The following is a 15,378-nucleotide window of genomic DNA, read 5'->3' on the forward strand; positions in this document are numbered from 1 at the left end:
GCGGTTGTCGGTGGCCCATGCCATCGTGAGGGCATGTCTCCGCTTCTCGCCGTCGCCCTGTTCGCCCTCGGGCTGACGCTCGGCGCCATCGTCGCCTGGCGCCTCACCGCGCTGGTCACCGCGGGGCGCGCACGCGACGACCTCGCCGCTGTCAGTGCCGAGCGTGACGTGCTGCGCGAACGCGTCGTCGACCTCGAAGCCACCGTGAGCGACGACGCCCAGACGGCCGCCGCGCTACTGCCGCTGCGCGACACCCTGGCCCGTGTCGAACACCAGGTGGCAACGCTCGAACGTGACCGCGTGGAGCAGTACAGCCACGTCGACGTCGCGCTCAAGGACGTGCGAGCCAGCACGGAGCTGTTGCGGCGCGAGACGTCGTCGCTCGCCGGCTCGCTCAACGCCTCGAACGTGCGCGGGCAGTGGGGCGAGGCGCAGTTGCGCCGCATCCTCGAACTCGCCGGCATGCTCAACCGCTGCGACTTCGACGAGCAGTGGCGCGGACACAACGACGAAGGCCGCCCCGTGCGCCCGGACGTCGTCGTCCACCTGCCCGGCAACCGCCAGCTCGTCATCGACGCCAAGGCACCCATGAGCGCGTTCCTCGAGGCGCAGGCCACGGACACCGACGACGCCCTGCGCGCCGCAGCCCTCAAACGCCACGGCAAGGCCCTCGCGGCGCATGTCGACACTCTCGCGTCGAAGCGCTACTGGAGCGCCGTGGCCACCTCCCCCGACTTCGTCATCGCGTTCGTGCCCGGCGATGCCATGCTCGCCGCTGCGCTCAACGCCTCACCTGGCCTGCTCGAGAGCGCCATGGAGCGGCGCGTCGTCCTCGCCTCCCCGAGCACCCTGCTCGCCACGATGCGCAGCGTCGCCGTGCTGTGGCAGCACGCCACCGTCGAGGACAACGCCCGCGAACTCCTCACGCTCGGTCGCGAACTCCACGAGCGCATCGGCACCCTCGCCAAGCACACCCACGACCTCGGCGGCTCACTGCGCCGCAGCGTCGAGGCCTACAACCTCTTCGTCGGTTCCCTCGAATCTCGCGTCCTCGTGACGTCGCGCCGCATGCACGAGCTCGACCTCGCCACCGCACCGGCGCCCGAGGTCACCCCCCTCACCTCGGTGCCGCGTCCGCTCACCCACGAATCGCTCCTCGAGGCGATCTACGACGACCCCGAGGACGACGAACGCCGCCGAGCCTGAGGCCGGGCCGCGAACGACGAGACGAGAACAGCGGCCTACTTGGCTGCGGCCGCCTTCGGCTTGTCGGCGTACACCGTCGACACGCCGATCGGGTCGCCACCCTTCGGGTACGCCACCGCGAGCGCCCGAGAAATGCCCCGCGCCTTGGCTGACGACCCCGTGCCGTTGTTGTGGTTCGCATCATCCTGGAGGAACCACTCGGGGTGCGGCAGGGCTTCCGACGCCCAGTCGTAGACGCGCAGGTTCGGGTAGCGCTTCGTGGCCGCCACGACCTTCTCGTTGAACGCCGCCATGTTCTTGTTGGCGTACAGCGGGTTGTTCACCCAGGCCTGCGTCACCGACGTCACCCACAGCACCTTGGCGTTCTTCGGTATCTGCTTGAGCAGCGCATCGACGCGCATGTCGGCCGTGAACGGCGGCTCGCCCTTCGCCATCGTCGCGGCATCGTTCATGCCGAGCGCGATGACCCAGCAGCCGTCGAAGCCTTCGCGCACGTGCTGGGCCACGGCCTCCTTGCCGTTCGTGTCGCTACCGAAGTGCTCGATGATGTTGCGGCCGCCCTTGATGTCCTCGAGCACCGTCGTCACCCCAACGCCCTGGTAGCGCGCGCGGATGCGTTTGGCCGGATCGGTGATGTTGGTCGAGGCACCGTCCTCGAGCCCGAGCGACGACGAGTCACCGATGTGCACAACCTTGTCGCAGGACGTCTTGAGCGGCTTCCCCGGTTGCGGGTAGGCAACGGCTGGAGCCGCAGCGGCCTTCTTCGCCGCCTTCTTCTCCGAGTCCGCATTCTGCTTCGCCGCGATTTCGTTGACCGACATCTGCGGCAGGTTGCCGACCGCCGCCATCGCGCCGACGGAGAGCGCCGTCAGAGCAGCACCACCGACGATGAACGGCGGCAGCACACGTCGGCTCGCACCTGCACGCATCGGCGCTGTGCCGCGCTTCCACGCCCCGACGAGCCCGTAACGGCGGATCGGGTCCTCCACCACGACCCAGGACAGCGACGCGATGACGAGCGTCAACACGACGACGATCGTGCCTCGCAGGAGGGTGTTGCCGTAGAACGAACGCTCGGGCAGAAACGCCGCAACCGGCATGTGCCAAAGGTAGATGCCGTACGTACGCTCACCGAGCCAGCGCAACGGCTGCACCGACAGCACCTTCGCGATGACGTTGTTCGGGTGTGCCGCGGCGAAGAGCACCATGCACGTCGCGATCGTGAGCAGCGCGATGCCACCGCGGTAGATGAAGGGGGACGTCTCCGTCGTGAACGCCGCGAGCAGGCCGATGCCGACGAGACCTAGGGCGCCGATGAGGGTCACGCCCGCGCGATGAGCAGCACTCGCGAAACGCTCGGCGACGCTCGGGTGCCACAGGAAGGCGAGGGCAGCACCCCAGAGGAGCCCGCCGGCACGGGTGTCCGTGCCCTCGTAGGCCCGTGTGGCGTCGGCGTTGCCCGTCGGCGCGACGACGGCGAGCAGGATCATCGAGACAAGCCCGAGCGCGAACGTCACACCGGCGACCTGCTTGAAGCGCCCCTTGAACACCGTGAGGAGACCGAGCAGGAGCAGCGGCCACAGGACGTAGAACTGCTCTTCCACCGACAGCGACCACAGGTGCTCCAGGGGCGAGGGCCCCTCGAAGCGGTTGAAGTAGGTGTCGCCCTCGAGGATCGTGCGCCAGTTCGCCACATAGAAGAGAGCCGCGAGCGCCTCGCTCGTTCGCTCACCGAGTTTGTCGGGCGTGAGCAACGCAACCGCGATCGTGACGACGACGAGCAGGAGCACGACGGCCGGCAGAAGTCGGCGGGCACGACGGATCCAGAACGTCTTCAGCCTCAGGCTGCCCTTGCGCTGCCACGAACTGATGAGCAGCGACGTGATGAGGTACCCGCTGAGGGTGAAGAACACACCCACGCCCAGCAGGCCACCACTCATGTGTGGCACACCCACGTGGTAGGCGATGACGAGGGCGACGGCAATGGCACGCAGGCCGTCCAACTCCGGGTAATAAGCAGCGCGCGCGTCTGTGGGCCGTGGCACCGGCGTCCGCACTTCAAAATCGACTCACCACGGTGGAGTTCCCCGCCCACCGCGTGGTCCGACCATAAGAAAGGACTCTTAATGCCCCCCGAAATTCCGCGGCATTCCGGTCACGATTTGACAACGCTCACCCGCGGGGGTGAGCCAAAAATCGTCTTACGCCGCGAGGTCAGTGAAGGTCTGCGACGAAACCCTGACCGACGACCTTGGCACCGTCCGGAAGACCGCGCGCCTTGAGGTCGCGACGCAGTTCCATCGGCAGCGCGAACGTCAGCGATTCCTCGGCCGAGATGATCGGCTTGACGTCCTCGTAACCGCGCTCGGCGAGGAACTCGAGAACCTCGCGCACGAGGATCTCGGGAACCGAGGCTCCGGAGGTGACGCCGACCGTGCCGACGCCGTCAAGCCACGCCGGGTCGATCTCGGCGGCGTAGTCGACGAGGTGACCGTCCTTGGCACCGTGCTCGAGCGCCACCTCGACGAGACGCACCGAGTTCGACGAGTTACGCGAGCCGACGACGATCATGAGGTCGGTGTCCGCCGCCATCTCCTTGACCGCGAGCTGACGGTTCTGCGTGGCGTAGCAGATGTCGTCGCTCGGCGGATCCTGCAGTTTCGGGAACTTCTCGCGCAGACGGCGCACCGTCTCCATCGTCTCGTCCACGGAAAGTGTGGTCTGCGACAGCCACACCACGCGCTCCGGGTCGCGAACCTCGACGTTCTTCACGTCGTCGGGGCCGTCGACGAGGGTGATGTGCTCGGGCGCCTCGCCGGAAGTACCGATGACCTCTTCGTGCCCCTCGTGCCCGATGAGGAGGATGTCGTAATCGGCATCCGCAAACCGGATGGCCTCGCGGTGCACCTTCGTCACGAGCGGGCACGTGGCATCGATCGTCTTGAGTGACAGCGCCTTGGCCTCGTCGTGAACGACGGGGGCCACACCGTGCGCCGAGAAGACGACGGTGGCGCCCTCGGGCACCTCGTCGGTCTCGTCGACGAAGATCGCGCCGCGACGTTCGAGCGTCGTCACGACGTGCTTGTTGTGGACGATCTCCTTACGCACGTACACCGGCGGGCCGTAGAGGTCGAGAGCCTTCTCGACGGTGATCACGGCACGGTCGACGCCCGCGCAGTACCCGCGCGGGGCGGCCAGCAGGACACGCTTCGTCTGAGTTTCCACAACCCCATGGTAACGACCCGCGCTGTGTGCCGCCTTGACGCCTACAGTGGGCGGGGTGACGAACGTTCCCCCACACCTTCCTCAGCTTGCGGGTGACACGAGCGCCGAATCGCCGTGGCCCGTGCGCGTGCTGAGCATGAAGATCGCCGAGTACGTCGATCGCATGTCGCCGCTGTGGGTCGAGGGCCAGATCGTCCAGCTCAACGTGCGCGCCCGCACCGCCTACCTCACCCTGCGTGATGCCGACGTCGACATGTCCCTGTCGCTCACCGTCCCGACGAACACGCTCAACGCGATGGGGCCGCTCGTGCGCGAGGGGGCGCGAGTCGTCGTCCACGCGAAACCGACGTTCTGGACGAAACGTGGCCAACTCATGCTCGAGGGTCGCGTCATGCGTCCCGTCGGCGAGGGCGAACTGCTGCTCCGTCTCGAGCAACTCAAGCGAACGCTCGCGGCCGAAGGCATCTTTGACCGCGACCGCAAGAAGGCCCTTCCGTTCCTCCCCCGCCGCATCGGGCTGGTCACCGGCCGAGCGGGTGCCGCAGAGAACGACGTCGTCGAGAACGCTCGCAGACGATGGCCCACAGCACGCTTCGAGATTCGTCAGGTCGCCGTCCAGGGCCCCGACACGGTGCAGCAGGTCGGCGGTGCCATCCGCGAACTCGACGAGATCGACGACGTCGACGTGATCGTCGTCGCGCGCGGCGGCGGCTCCTTCGAAGACCTCCTGCCGTTCAGCAACGAAGCACTCGTGCGCGTCGTCGCCGCAGCCCGCACGCCGATCGTCAGTGCCATCGGCCACGACGTCGACACGCCCTTGCTCGACCACGTGGCGACCTGCGCGCGTCGACGCCCACGGACGCGGGCAAGAGCATCGTGCCGGACCTGGCCCTCGAGAGCTCGTCGCTGCGTGAGGCGCGGGTGCGCCTCAGCCAGGGGCTGCGCGGGCGCTTCGCCGCCGAACGGCGCCACCTCAACGCCCTCGCTTCCCGGCCGGCGTTGGCCGACCCGAGTTCGCTCGTCGCCGACCGACGTGACGACCTCGACCGCATGACGAACCGCAGCGCCTACGCCCTGCGCCAACGCCTCTCGCGCGCCCACGACCAAGTCGCTCACGCCCGTGCGCAGGTCGTCGCGCTCTCACCGCAACGCACGCTCGATCGTGGGTACGCCGTCGTCCAGCAGGTCGACGGCACCCTCGTCACCTCGCGTAGGAGCGTCAGGGCCAACGACCTGCTCAAGGTGACGGTGGCCGACGGCAACTTCGCCGCCACCCCGGTGTCGGCACCCCCGACGCGAGACTCGAAGGCGCCCACGCCGAAGAAGAAGACGAACGCCGCCCGAAAGACACGAGGAGACGACGCATGAGCGACGACACACAGAACGCAGGCGAAGCGACCGGCACCAACGCCTCGACACTCACGGCCGTCGACACCAGCGACATCGCCCAGATGGGCTACGAGCAGGCCCGCGACGAACTCGCGTCCATCGTGTCCACGCTGGAGAGTGGCCGCACCCCACTCGAGGAGAGCATGCGCCTGTGGGAACGCGGCGAGGCTCTCGCCGATCACTGCTCGACGTGGCTCGACGGTGCACAGTCACGCATCGAGGACGCCGTGGCGCGGCGCGAGGGCCGCGACGGTGAGGGTGACGCCGAGCAGGAGTGAGCTGACCGGCCGGGCGTCGAAGTTCCGAGATTCAGCTCGACCGACGACGGCCGAGCCGCAGCGTCACTTCGTGACGGCGCTGATGGGCTTGGCCGACTTCGCGACCTGCTCGAGCTGATTCCACGTGCCCTTGCCGGTGACGACGGTGTCGAGGCCCGCCAGCGGCGTCGTGCGCACGAGCGCCTTCTGGTCGCCGTCCATCTCGACCTTGCGCCACGTGGCACCTCCAGCCTTGAGCTCACCGGAGTTCGTGCCCTTGGCGACCTTCGCGAACCACGCCGCGCCACCGTCCTTGCGCTGCTGGATCGAGAGGTAGTCCTCGCCCGCACCCTGGTATCCGGCGCGCCAACGCTCCGGGTTCTCCTTGTCGCCGGGGATCATCGCCGCGTGAACGGGACGCCAGGGCGAACCGAGGCCGTCGGCAACAGCGACGTCCCACTTCTTCGACTGCGAGACCTGCCCGGCCACGCCTGCCGCGTCGACCGTGGCGAGTTTCGTCGCACCCTGACGAGGAATCAGGGCCAAAAGCACCAAACACCCCGCGATACAGGCGATCATGGACAGGACCATGCTCTTGGCATTGCCCTGCATCCCACGCCGCTTCGGCGGCTGGGGTGTCGGGTTGTCGTTCGTGGCGGTTTCGGGGGGCGTGCTCACGCCCCTATGGTCTCCGACAATGCCCCGTCGGAGCGAACCGGGTCCGTCCGAGCGCTCACGGCGGTGCGATGCCGAGCCGTTCGACGCCGTCGTTCCAACCCCGAGGAGACATCGACGTGACCACGTCCCTGCCGACCTATCAGATCCCCGACCGCAACCTCGCGCTCGAACTCGTGCGCGTCACGGAGGCCGCCGCGATGGCCGCCGGCCCGTGGGTGGGCCGCGGCGACAAGAACGCAGCCGACGGTGCCGCCGTCGAGGCCATGCGCACGCTCATCTCGACGGTGAGCATGAACGGCACCGTCGTCATCGGTGAGGGCGAGAAGGACGAGGCGCCGATGCTGTTCAACGGCGAGCGCGTCGGGGACGGTACGGGCCCGGACGTCGACGTCGCCGTCGACCCGATCGACGGCACCACGCTCACCGCCAAGGGCATGCCGAACGCCGTTTCCGTGCTCGCCGTGAGCGAGCGTGGCTCCATGTACGACCCGAGCGCCGTGTTCTACATGGACAAGCTCGCCACCGGCCCCGAGGCTGCGGACGTCGTCGACATCCGCCTGCCTGTCGCCGAGAACATCCGACGCATCGCGAAGGCCAAGGGCACCTCGAACAACGGCGTCACCGTCGTCCTGCTCGACCGCCCGCGCCACGAGGGCCTTGCCCAGGAGATCCGTGACGCCGGCGCCCGCATCAAGTTCATCTCCGATGGTGACGTCGCCGGCGCCATCATGGCCGCACGCCCGAACACCGGCGTCGACCTGCTCCTGGGCACCGGCGGCACCCCCGAGGGCATCATCGCCGCCTGCGCGATCAAGTGCATCGGCGGCGTCATCCAGGGCCGTCTCGCCCCGAAGGACGACGAGGAGAAGCAGCGCGCTCTCGACGCCGGCCACGACATCAACCGCGTCCTCACGACGCACGACCTCGTGCGCGGCGACAACTGCTTCTTCGTCGCCACCGGCGTCACCGACGGCGAACTGCTGCGCGGCGTGCGCTACCGCGAGGACGGCTGCACGACCAGCTCCCTCGTCATGCGCAGCAAGAGCGGTACCGTACGAGCCATCGAGGGCGAGCACCGCCTGAGCAAGGTGGCCGAGTACGCCTCCGAGCAGTACCAGTAAGCACGACCCGTCCCCCGCGCCCTCGTGGGGGTTCACGCCCCCACGAGGAGCCGCATGTCCCAGCCGAACACCCGCACCACGCTCGTCATCGGCGAGGCACTCATCGACGTCGTCCACGCACTCGACGGTGACGTGACCGAGCACGTCGGCGGCAGCCCGCTCAACGTCGCCGTGGGCCTCGCTCGGCTGGGGCACACCGCCGTGCTTGCCACGCACCTGGGCAACGACGCACGTGGCGAGCGCATCCGTGACCTGCTCACGGACGAGGGCGTCGACGTCACGATGTCGAGCTTCGACCTCGAGTCGACCTCGACGGCCCAGGCCACGCTCGGCGAGGACGGTGCCGCCGAGTACGAGTTCGCCATCGAGTGGCCTCCCGTCACCGGCATTCCGCACGACGCCGAACACGTCCACACCGGCTCGATCGGTGCCTCTCTCGACACGGGGGCCGTGTCCGTTCTCGACGCACTCAAGGCCGCGCGCAGAGCCGCGACGACGTCGTTCGACCCGAACGTGCGGCCCTCCCTCATGAAGTCCCCCGAGGACGAGCGGGTTCGCGTCGAGGAGTTCCTCCACCACATCGACGTCGTGAAGTCGTCCGACGAGGACGCCCAGTGGATCTACCCGAACCGTAGCTTGCGCGAGATCGCGCACGGCTGGGCCGAACTCGGCCCGCGACTCGTCGTCATCACGCGCGGTGGCGACGGCGCCTTAGTCGTCGTGGGCAACGGCGAGGAGCTCGAGTTCGCGGGCCACTCCGTCGAGGTCACCGATACGGTCGGCGCCGGCGACTCGTTCATGTCCGGTCTCATCTCCGGCCTCCTCGACGCCGGCCTGCTGGGTGGCGCGGAAGCCCGTAGCCGCTTCGAGATGGCGCAGGCCGACGACGTGCGCCCCGCCCTCGAGCGCGCCCTCCTCACCTCGGCCACGACGGTGACGCGCGCCGGTTCGAACCCACCTCACCGCCTCGAGGTCGTCGCCGACGAGGCGTGAGACTTCTCACCCCGCGCCTCCCACGGTGCATTCCACCCTTTGGTTTAGTTAGGTTCGCCTTACCTAACTAATTCAGGAGGTGCCGTGCGTCCCAACGCACTCTTCAGCGGCAAGAGCTTGCCCGAGTACAAGCAGGCGATCAGCGAAGCAGGGGCCGTCGTTGCCGACGCCGTGGCCTCGGCGAACCACCCGGCCACACCACGGCCACCGGCTCACCTGCGCTCCGTCGTCCGCCAGGTCGACCTCGATCGCCCCCTCGGTGAGCTGAGTTCGGCACTGGAGGAATCACGCGACCTCTTCCTCGAGCACGCGGTGTGGTTCCACGACGCCCGCTACCAAGCCCACCTCAACTGCCCCGTCGCCACGGCCGCCATCGCGGCCGACGTCATCGCCTCGAGCGTCAACACGTCGGTGGACACGTGGGATCAGAGCCTCGCTGCCACCCACATCGAGACGCATCTGCTCGAGTGGCTGGCCGGCCGACTCGGACTCGGCGATCTCGCCGACGGCGTCTTCACGAGCGGCGGCACGGCGTCGAACCTCCAGGCGCTCCTGCTCGCTCGGGAACACTCCACCGCCGACGGCACTCCCCTCGACGCGCTACGCATCCTCACCTCACCCGAGGCCCACTTCAGCGTGACGAAGGCCGCCCGAACCCTCGGCCTCGCAGCCGACGCCGTCGTCCACTGCCCCACCGACGAGCGCGGCCGCCTGCGCCCCGACGGCGTGGAGAGCGCCATCGACGACGCCGAGAAAGCTGGCCTCACGGTCATGGCCGTCTCTGCCACTGCGGGGACGACCGACCGCGGCGCCGTCGACCCGCTCGCCGCGCTGGCACAGATCACGCACGGACGCGGGCTGTGGCTGCACGTCGATGCCGCCGTCGGCGGCGCGCTCGTGACGTCGAGCCGCCACTCCTCGCTGCTCGACGGGATCGGTGGCGCTGATTCGGTCACGGTCGACTTCCACAAGACGTGGTACCAGCCCGTGGCCGCGAGCGCCCTGCTCGTGCGGGACCGCCGCATGTTCGCGCACTCGCGCACGAATGCCGACTACCTCAACCCCGAGCACGCGCGTGTGCCCAACCTCGTCGACAAGAGCCTCGCCACGTCGCGTCGCTTCGATGCGCTCAAGCCGTGGATCACGTTGCGCACCCACGGCGCCGACGCCATCGGATCGTGGCTGGACGCCTCGCTCGACCTCGCGCAGGAGGCCCACACGATCGCGGAGGCGATGCCCGATCTCGAGCTCTTCGAGCGCCCGTCGACCCACATGCTGCTCTTCCGCTTCACGGCCGTCGACCTCGAACAGCGCGACGACGTCAATGACGCCATCCGGGAGACCCTCTTCATGGAGGGCCGCACGGTCATCGCCCGCACCCGCTGGGGCGGTGAGACGTGGCTCAAGCTCACGCTGCTCAACCCGATGGCCGACGCGGCCGATCTGCGCGCGACGTTCGACGACGTCGTGCGCACCGGCCACCTCCTGGCCGGTGACCTGAGTGCGGAGGTGAGCGCATGAGCACGGTTCACGACGTCCTCGCGGTCGGCTGCGGGCCGTTCAACCTCGGCCTCGCGGCCCTCGCGGAACCACTTGACCTCGACGTCGCCGTCCTCGAGGCACGCGGCGAGTTCTTCTGGCACCCCGGCATGATGCTCGAGGGCGCCACGATCCAGGTTCCGTTCATGGCCGATCTCGTGACGATGGCTGACCCCACGTCGCGCTGGTCGTTCCTCAACTACCTCAAGCACCACGAGCGGCTCTACCCCTTCTACATCCGTGAGTCGTTCTACCCGCTGCGCGCCGAGTACGACGCCTACTGCCGTTGGGTCGCGAGCGAGCTCGAGTCCGTCGAGTTCGGGCACCACGTCGATCGCGTGACCTACGACGAAGGACGCGACGCCTTCGAGGCCCGTTGCACTCTCGCCGACGGCACTCAGGTCACCCGCTACGGAAGGCATCTCGTCCTCGGTGTCGGCACCGCACCGCACGTGCCGGAATCACTGGCCGACCTCGACGGCGTGATTCACACCGCCGACTACCTCGACCACCGCGACGAGCTCGCCGAAACAGAACGCGTCACCATCGTCGGCAGTGGCCAGAGTGCCGCGGAGGTCTTCCACGACCTGCTCGTGCGGCGCGGTGAGGACGCTCCCGGCGACCTCACGTGGGTGACACGGTCTCCGCGCTTCTTCCCGATGGAGTACACGAAGCTCACGCTGGAGATGACGTCGCCCGACTACGTCGACCACTTCCACGCGCTGCCCAGCGCTCGTCGTGACGCTCTGGGGCGCGATCAGCGCAACCTGTTCAAGGGCATCAGCGGTGACCTCATCGACGCCATCTACGACACGCTCTACGAGGCGTCGCTGCACGGACGCGTGCCGGCCCGGCTCGGCACCGCACAGGAGGTCGTCGCCGCCGAGACGACAGCGGACGGCCAGCTCCTTCAGCTTCGCCACCTCGACACCGACGAGACCTCGACGCTCACGAGCGAGCGCATCGTCGCGGCCACGGGCTACGCCTCCCGTGTCGGCTGCCTCGTCGAGGGCCTGCCGAACGTACAGCTCGACGAGCGGGGTCGCCCCGCCGTCACCCGCGACTTCACGCTCGACGACGGCCGCGGGCGCATCTTCGTCCAGAACGGGGAGGAGCACACCCACTCGCTCACCGCGCCCGACCTCGGCATGGGTGCCCACCGCAACAGCGTCATCCTCAACCGCATCCTCGGAAGGGAGGCATACCGCGTCGAAGAGCGCATCGCGTTCCAGACGTTCGGTCCGCTCCATGACTGACACCCAGACCAGCCCCAACCGTCACGCCGGCAAGAGCGTCCGCGCCCAGGACGTCAACTTCAGGCCACTCGACGTCGAGCGGGACGTCCCGCTCGTGCACAGCTGGCTGACTCACCCGCGCTCGCACTTTTGGGACATGCAGGAGGCCACGCGTGACGACGTTGCTGCCGGCTACCGCCGCACCGCCGAATCCCTGCACGAGGACGCCTGGATCGGAGAGATCGACGGCATGCCGATCGTTCTCGTCGAGACGTACGATCCCGCACACCACCCCCTCTCCGACCCGGCAGTCGGCACCGATGTGCGTGACGGTGACCTCGGCATGCACCTGCTCGTCGCCCCGCCGGAGGGTGAAACACGCCGCGGCCTGACGAGCGCCGTCATGGAAGCCGTCGTCGGGTTCTGCTTCTCCCGCGGCGCCGACCGCATTGTCGTCGAACCCGATGTGCGCAACACCGCCGTCCACGCGAAGAACGCCGAAGTCGGGTTCGAGCGCGTGGCCGACGTTCAGCTTCCCGACAAGCGGGCTGCGTTCAGCGTCTGCACCCGCGACGCGTTCACCCGCGCGTGCTCCCCGACGAACCGTGCGTGGGACGAAGCCGAACGCCTCGTCACGGCCAAGGCGATCGGCGAGTTCGCCCACGAGCTGCTCATCACTCCAGAGCCGCTCGAATCCGGCGCCTACGCACTGCGCATCCCCGCGAGTGACGACCGGCAAGCCGTCGACTGGTACTTCCGTGCGCGGCGCTACGCGCTCGAGCACTGGCACGTCGACCCGCGCAGCATCGAACGCCGCACCCTCGACGGGCGCATCGGCCCGGCGAGCGCCACGACGCTCGTCCTCGACCTGCGCGACGCTCTGAGCCTCGACGGAGACCTGCTCACCACCTATCTCGAGGAACTCTCCTCAACCGTCGCTCACCGCGTGCGCACGAGCGACCCGTCGCGTCCGACGAGCGCGGACCTGCTCGATGCCCCCGCACACGACGTCGAGGCGGCCATGGCCGAGGGCCACCCGTGCTTCGTCGCGACGAACGGGCGGATCGGCTTCTCCGCCGACGACCTCGCGGCCTACTCCCCCGAGGCCGGCGCCGACGTGCGGCCGCTGTGGGCTGCCGTACCGAAGGACGTCTCACACCTGTCGCACAGCGATCAGCTCGACGAGGAGCGCGCTTACCGTCTCGCGCTCGGTGACGCGCAGTACGAGCGTCTGCAGGAGCGCATGCGGGAGGTTGGCGTGGAGCCGAGCACCCACCGGGTCATGCCTTTGCACCCGTGGCAGTGGAGCGAGCGGGTCCGGACGACCTTCGCCGAGGACGTGGCGCGTCGGCGCATCGTCCTGCTCGGCGAGGACACGGACAACCACCGCGCCTGCCAGTCGATCCGAACCTGGACGAACGTCGACGACCCGGCCCGTCCCTACGTGAAGACTGCCCTGGCAGTGCGCAACATGGGGTTCGTCCGTGGGCTGTCACCCGCCTACATGCGCGCGACGCCTGCGATCAACGACTACGTCGCGAGCATCGTCCGTCATGACGCCACGCTCGAAGCAGCCGGTTTCGACGTCCTCACCGAGTTCGCCGCCATCGGCTACACCGGCGACGTCTTCCACCGAGAGAACCTCACCGGCCCGCAGACGAAGATGATCGCCGGGCTGTGGCGCGAGTCCGCTGCCTCCCGCACCCCCGAGGGCGAGCAGGCCATGACGATGGCGGCGCTGCTCCACCGCGATCCGCACGGGCGGGCGTTCGTCACCGAACTCGTCGAAGCGTCGGGCCTCAAGGCACGCGAGTGGCTGCGTGGATACCTCGACGCGTACGTCCTGCCGGTCGTGCACATGCTGTCGGCGCGCCGACTGGCGTTCATCCCGCACGGCGAGAACATCATCTTGCGTCTTCGCGATCACCGCGTCGTCGGCGCCTTCCTCAAGGACATCGGCGAGGAGGTCGGCCTCATGGACGACGGCACCTCACCCGAGCGCGTCGAGGCTCTCCCTGCGGAGATCCGCCGCATCGTCGTCGAGGCAAGCAGCGCCGACATCGCGCTCGGGCTCTTCACCGACGTCTTCGACGGATTCCTGCGCTTCCTCGCGCCGATCCTCGTCGAGGACGGGCTGCTCACCGAGGCCGAATTCTGGAACGAGGTGAGCGACGTCGTCGCCACGTACGAGCGTGAGCACCCCGAGTACGCCACGTCGCTGCCGCTGCGAGCGCCGTCGTTCGCCCGCAGCTGCCTCAACCGACTCCAGCTGCGCAACCCGCTCGAGATGGTGAGCCTCGACGACACCGTCGGCTCGCTCATCAAGACAGGAGAGATCGCCAACCCGATCGCCGGCTGATCGCCCCGAGCCACAACCGGGCATGACGAGGGCCGCACCCTCCCCTTCGGGAGGATGCGGCCCTCGTCAGTGGATCAGGCGATCGGCGTTCACCACTCAGGCGACGTCGTTGCCACGCGAGATGGCGCCCTTGGCGTCACGCTCCTGCGCGCGCTTGAGAGCAGCCTTGCGCTGCTTCTCCGAGGCCTCGGCGATGCGAGCCGCCTTCTCCTCGTTGCGCGTGTAGTTGTGGCCCGACTCCGGGTCGAAGACGTGCATGTGTGCCGGGTCGAACGCGAACTCGACCTCGTCACCCTCGAAGATCTGCGAGCGAGCGTCGAGGTTGACGACGATCTGGCTGCGAGCGCCTTCGCCGTCGAGCTCCTTGTCGAGGTTGTCGAGGTGGCCCTGGACCGAAGCGTCCTGCTCGAACGGGATGTAGGCGTACTGCTCGTTACCCAGCCACTCCGTCTGGTCGACGAGCGCACGGAACGTGGCACCGCCGGAGACCGGGTTGACCTCGGCGTCCTTGATGTACTCGGGGCGGATACCGACGATGACGACGTCCTTGCCCTTGACGTCGGCAGCGAGCTGCGGCGTCATCGGAACCGAGACGAAGGGCAGACGCAGCTGGTCGCCCTCGACGCGAGCCGGGACGAAGTTCATCGGCGGGGAGCCGATGAAGCCGGAGACGAAGAGGTTGACGGGCTGTTCGTACAACTCACGCGGGCTCGCGCACTGCTGCAGGACGCCCTTCTTGAGGACGGCGACGCGGTCACCCAGCGTCATGGCCTCGGTCTGGTCGTGGGTGACGTAGATCGTCGTGATGCCGAGGCGACGCTGCATGCGAGCGATCTCGGTACGCATCTGGCCACGCAGCTTGGCGTCGAGGTTCGACAGCGGCTCGTCGAAGAGGAACGCGTCGGCCTCACGGACGATGGCGCGGCCCATGGCGACTCGCTGACGCTGACCACCGGAGAGGTTGCCCGGCTTGCGGTCGAGGTGGTCGTCGAGCTCGAGCATCTTGCTCGCCTCGCGCACCTTGCGCTGGATCTCGTCCTCGGAGTGCGTGCCCTTCGAAAGGCGCAGCGGGAACGCGATGTTCTCGAAGACCGTCAGGTGCGGGTAGAGGGCGTAGTTCTGGAACACCATCGCGAGGTTGCGGTCGCGCGGGGCCAGGTCGTTGACGCGCTTGCCGTTGATCTCGAGGTCACCGGAGGTGATGTCCTCGAGGCCGACGACCATGCGCAGCAGGGTGGACTTACCACAGCCGGACGGACCGACGAGGATCATGAACTCGCCGTCGGCGATGTCGAGGCTGACGTCGTTCACGGCCGGGAAGCCGTCGCCGTACTTCTTGACGATGTTCTTGAGCTGAATGCTTGACATTTTCTGTC

11 protein-coding genes and 1 pseudogene are annotated in these 15,378 nt (G+C 68.3%); 8 read left to right on the forward strand and 4 right to left on the reverse strand.

What is annotated here, in order from left to right:
* Positions 1 to 33: 33 nt before the first annotated feature.
* On the forward strand, positions 34 to 1,206 hold the full coding sequence (locus D1832_RS00845; RefSeq protein ID WP_118912212.1) for a DNA recombination protein RmuC: 1,173 nt from the start codon (positions 34 to 36) through the stop codon (positions 1,204 to 1,206).
* A gap of 35 nt (positions 1,207 to 1,241) precedes the next feature.
* Here D1832_RS00845 and D1832_RS00850 read toward each other — a convergent pair whose 3' ends face one another.
* Together D1832_RS00850 and D1832_RS00855 are read right to left on the reverse strand one after the other, a co-directional pair.
* Positions 1,242 to 3,251 carry an acyltransferase family protein gene (locus D1832_RS00850; RefSeq protein WP_182434602.1) on the reverse strand — a complete coding sequence of 670 codons (2,010 nt, stop codon included), beginning with the start codon at positions 3,249 to 3,251 and terminating at the stop codon, positions 1,242 to 1,244.
* 169 nt (positions 3,252 to 3,420) lie between these two features.
* Positions 3,421 to 4,431 (reverse strand): 4-hydroxy-3-methylbut-2-enyl diphosphate reductase, encoded by a 1,011-nt coding sequence (locus D1832_RS00855; protein ID WP_118912214.1) that lies wholly within the window; start codon positions 4,429 to 4,431, stop codon positions 3,421 to 3,423.
* Between the two features lie 163 nt (positions 4,432 to 4,594).
* Between D1832_RS00855 and xseA the strand changes: the two are divergent.
* Positions 4,595 to 5,799 (forward strand): annotated as a pseudogene (gene xseA, locus D1832_RS00860) (exodeoxyribonuclease VII large subunit).
* Positions 5,796 to 6,098, forward strand: a complete 303-nt coding sequence (locus D1832_RS00865; protein ID WP_118912215.1) for an exodeoxyribonuclease VII small subunit — start codon at positions 5,796 to 5,798, stop codon at positions 6,096 to 6,098. Before xseA ends, D1832_RS00865 begins: the two are co-directional and overlap by 4 nt.
* 63 nt (positions 6,099 to 6,161) lie before the next feature.
* Here the strand turns inward: D1832_RS00865 and D1832_RS00870 are convergent, their stop codons facing one another.
* A complete protein-coding gene (locus D1832_RS00870; RefSeq protein WP_129664330.1) occupies positions 6,162 to 6,755 on the reverse strand; it encodes a DUF4245 family protein in 594 nt (197 codons plus the stop codon).
* Between the two features lie 116 nt (positions 6,756 to 6,871).
* Between D1832_RS00870 and glpX the strand changes: the two genes are divergently transcribed.
* The 5 genes from glpX (at position 6,872) to D1832_RS00895 (ending at position 14,002) form a co-directional block, all read left to right on the forward strand.
* Positions 6,872 to 7,876 carry a class II fructose-bisphosphatase gene (glpX, locus tag D1832_RS00875; protein WP_182434603.1) on the forward strand — a complete coding sequence of 335 codons (1,005 nt, stop codon included), beginning with the start codon at positions 6,872 to 6,874 and terminating at the stop codon, positions 7,874 to 7,876.
* Between the two features lie 54 nt (positions 7,877 to 7,930).
* Positions 7,931 to 8,869 carry a carbohydrate kinase family protein gene (locus tag D1832_RS00880; RefSeq protein ID WP_118912216.1) on the forward strand — a complete coding sequence of 313 codons (939 nt, stop codon included), beginning with the start codon at positions 7,931 to 7,933 and terminating at the stop codon, positions 8,867 to 8,869.
* An 84-nt stretch (positions 8,870 to 8,953) separates the two neighbouring features.
* Positions 8,954 to 10,390, forward strand: a complete 1,437-nt coding sequence (locus tag D1832_RS00885; protein ID WP_118912217.1) for a pyridoxal phosphate-dependent decarboxylase family protein — start codon at positions 8,954 to 8,956, stop codon at positions 10,388 to 10,390.
* Positions 10,387 to 11,664: a lysine N(6)-hydroxylase/L-ornithine N(5)-oxygenase family protein gene (locus tag D1832_RS00890; RefSeq protein ID WP_118912218.1), complete on the forward strand. Its 1,278-nt coding sequence runs from the start codon at positions 10,387 to 10,389 to the stop codon at positions 11,662 to 11,664. Before D1832_RS00885 ends, D1832_RS00890 begins: the two co-directional genes overlap by 4 nt.
* Positions 11,657 to 14,002, forward strand: coding sequence for a GNAT family N-acetyltransferase (locus tag D1832_RS00895; protein ID WP_118912219.1), 2,346 nt, complete (start codon positions 11,657 to 11,659; stop codon positions 14,000 to 14,002). Before D1832_RS00890 ends, D1832_RS00895 begins: the two co-directional genes overlap by 8 nt.
* A 96-nt stretch (positions 14,003 to 14,098) precedes the next feature.
* Here the strand turns inward: D1832_RS00895 and D1832_RS00900 are convergent, their stop codons facing one another.
* Positions 14,099 to 15,370, reverse strand: a complete 1,272-nt coding sequence (locus D1832_RS00900; RefSeq protein WP_118912220.1) for an ABC transporter ATP-binding protein — start codon at positions 15,368 to 15,370, stop codon at positions 14,099 to 14,101.
* Between the last annotated feature and the right edge of the window lie 8 nt (positions 15,371 to 15,378).

The sequence above is a fragment of the Dermacoccus abyssi genome (assembly GCF_003515945.1).
Lineage (GTDB): Bacteria > Actinomycetota > Actinomycetes > Actinomycetales > Dermatophilaceae > Dermacoccus > Dermacoccus abyssi.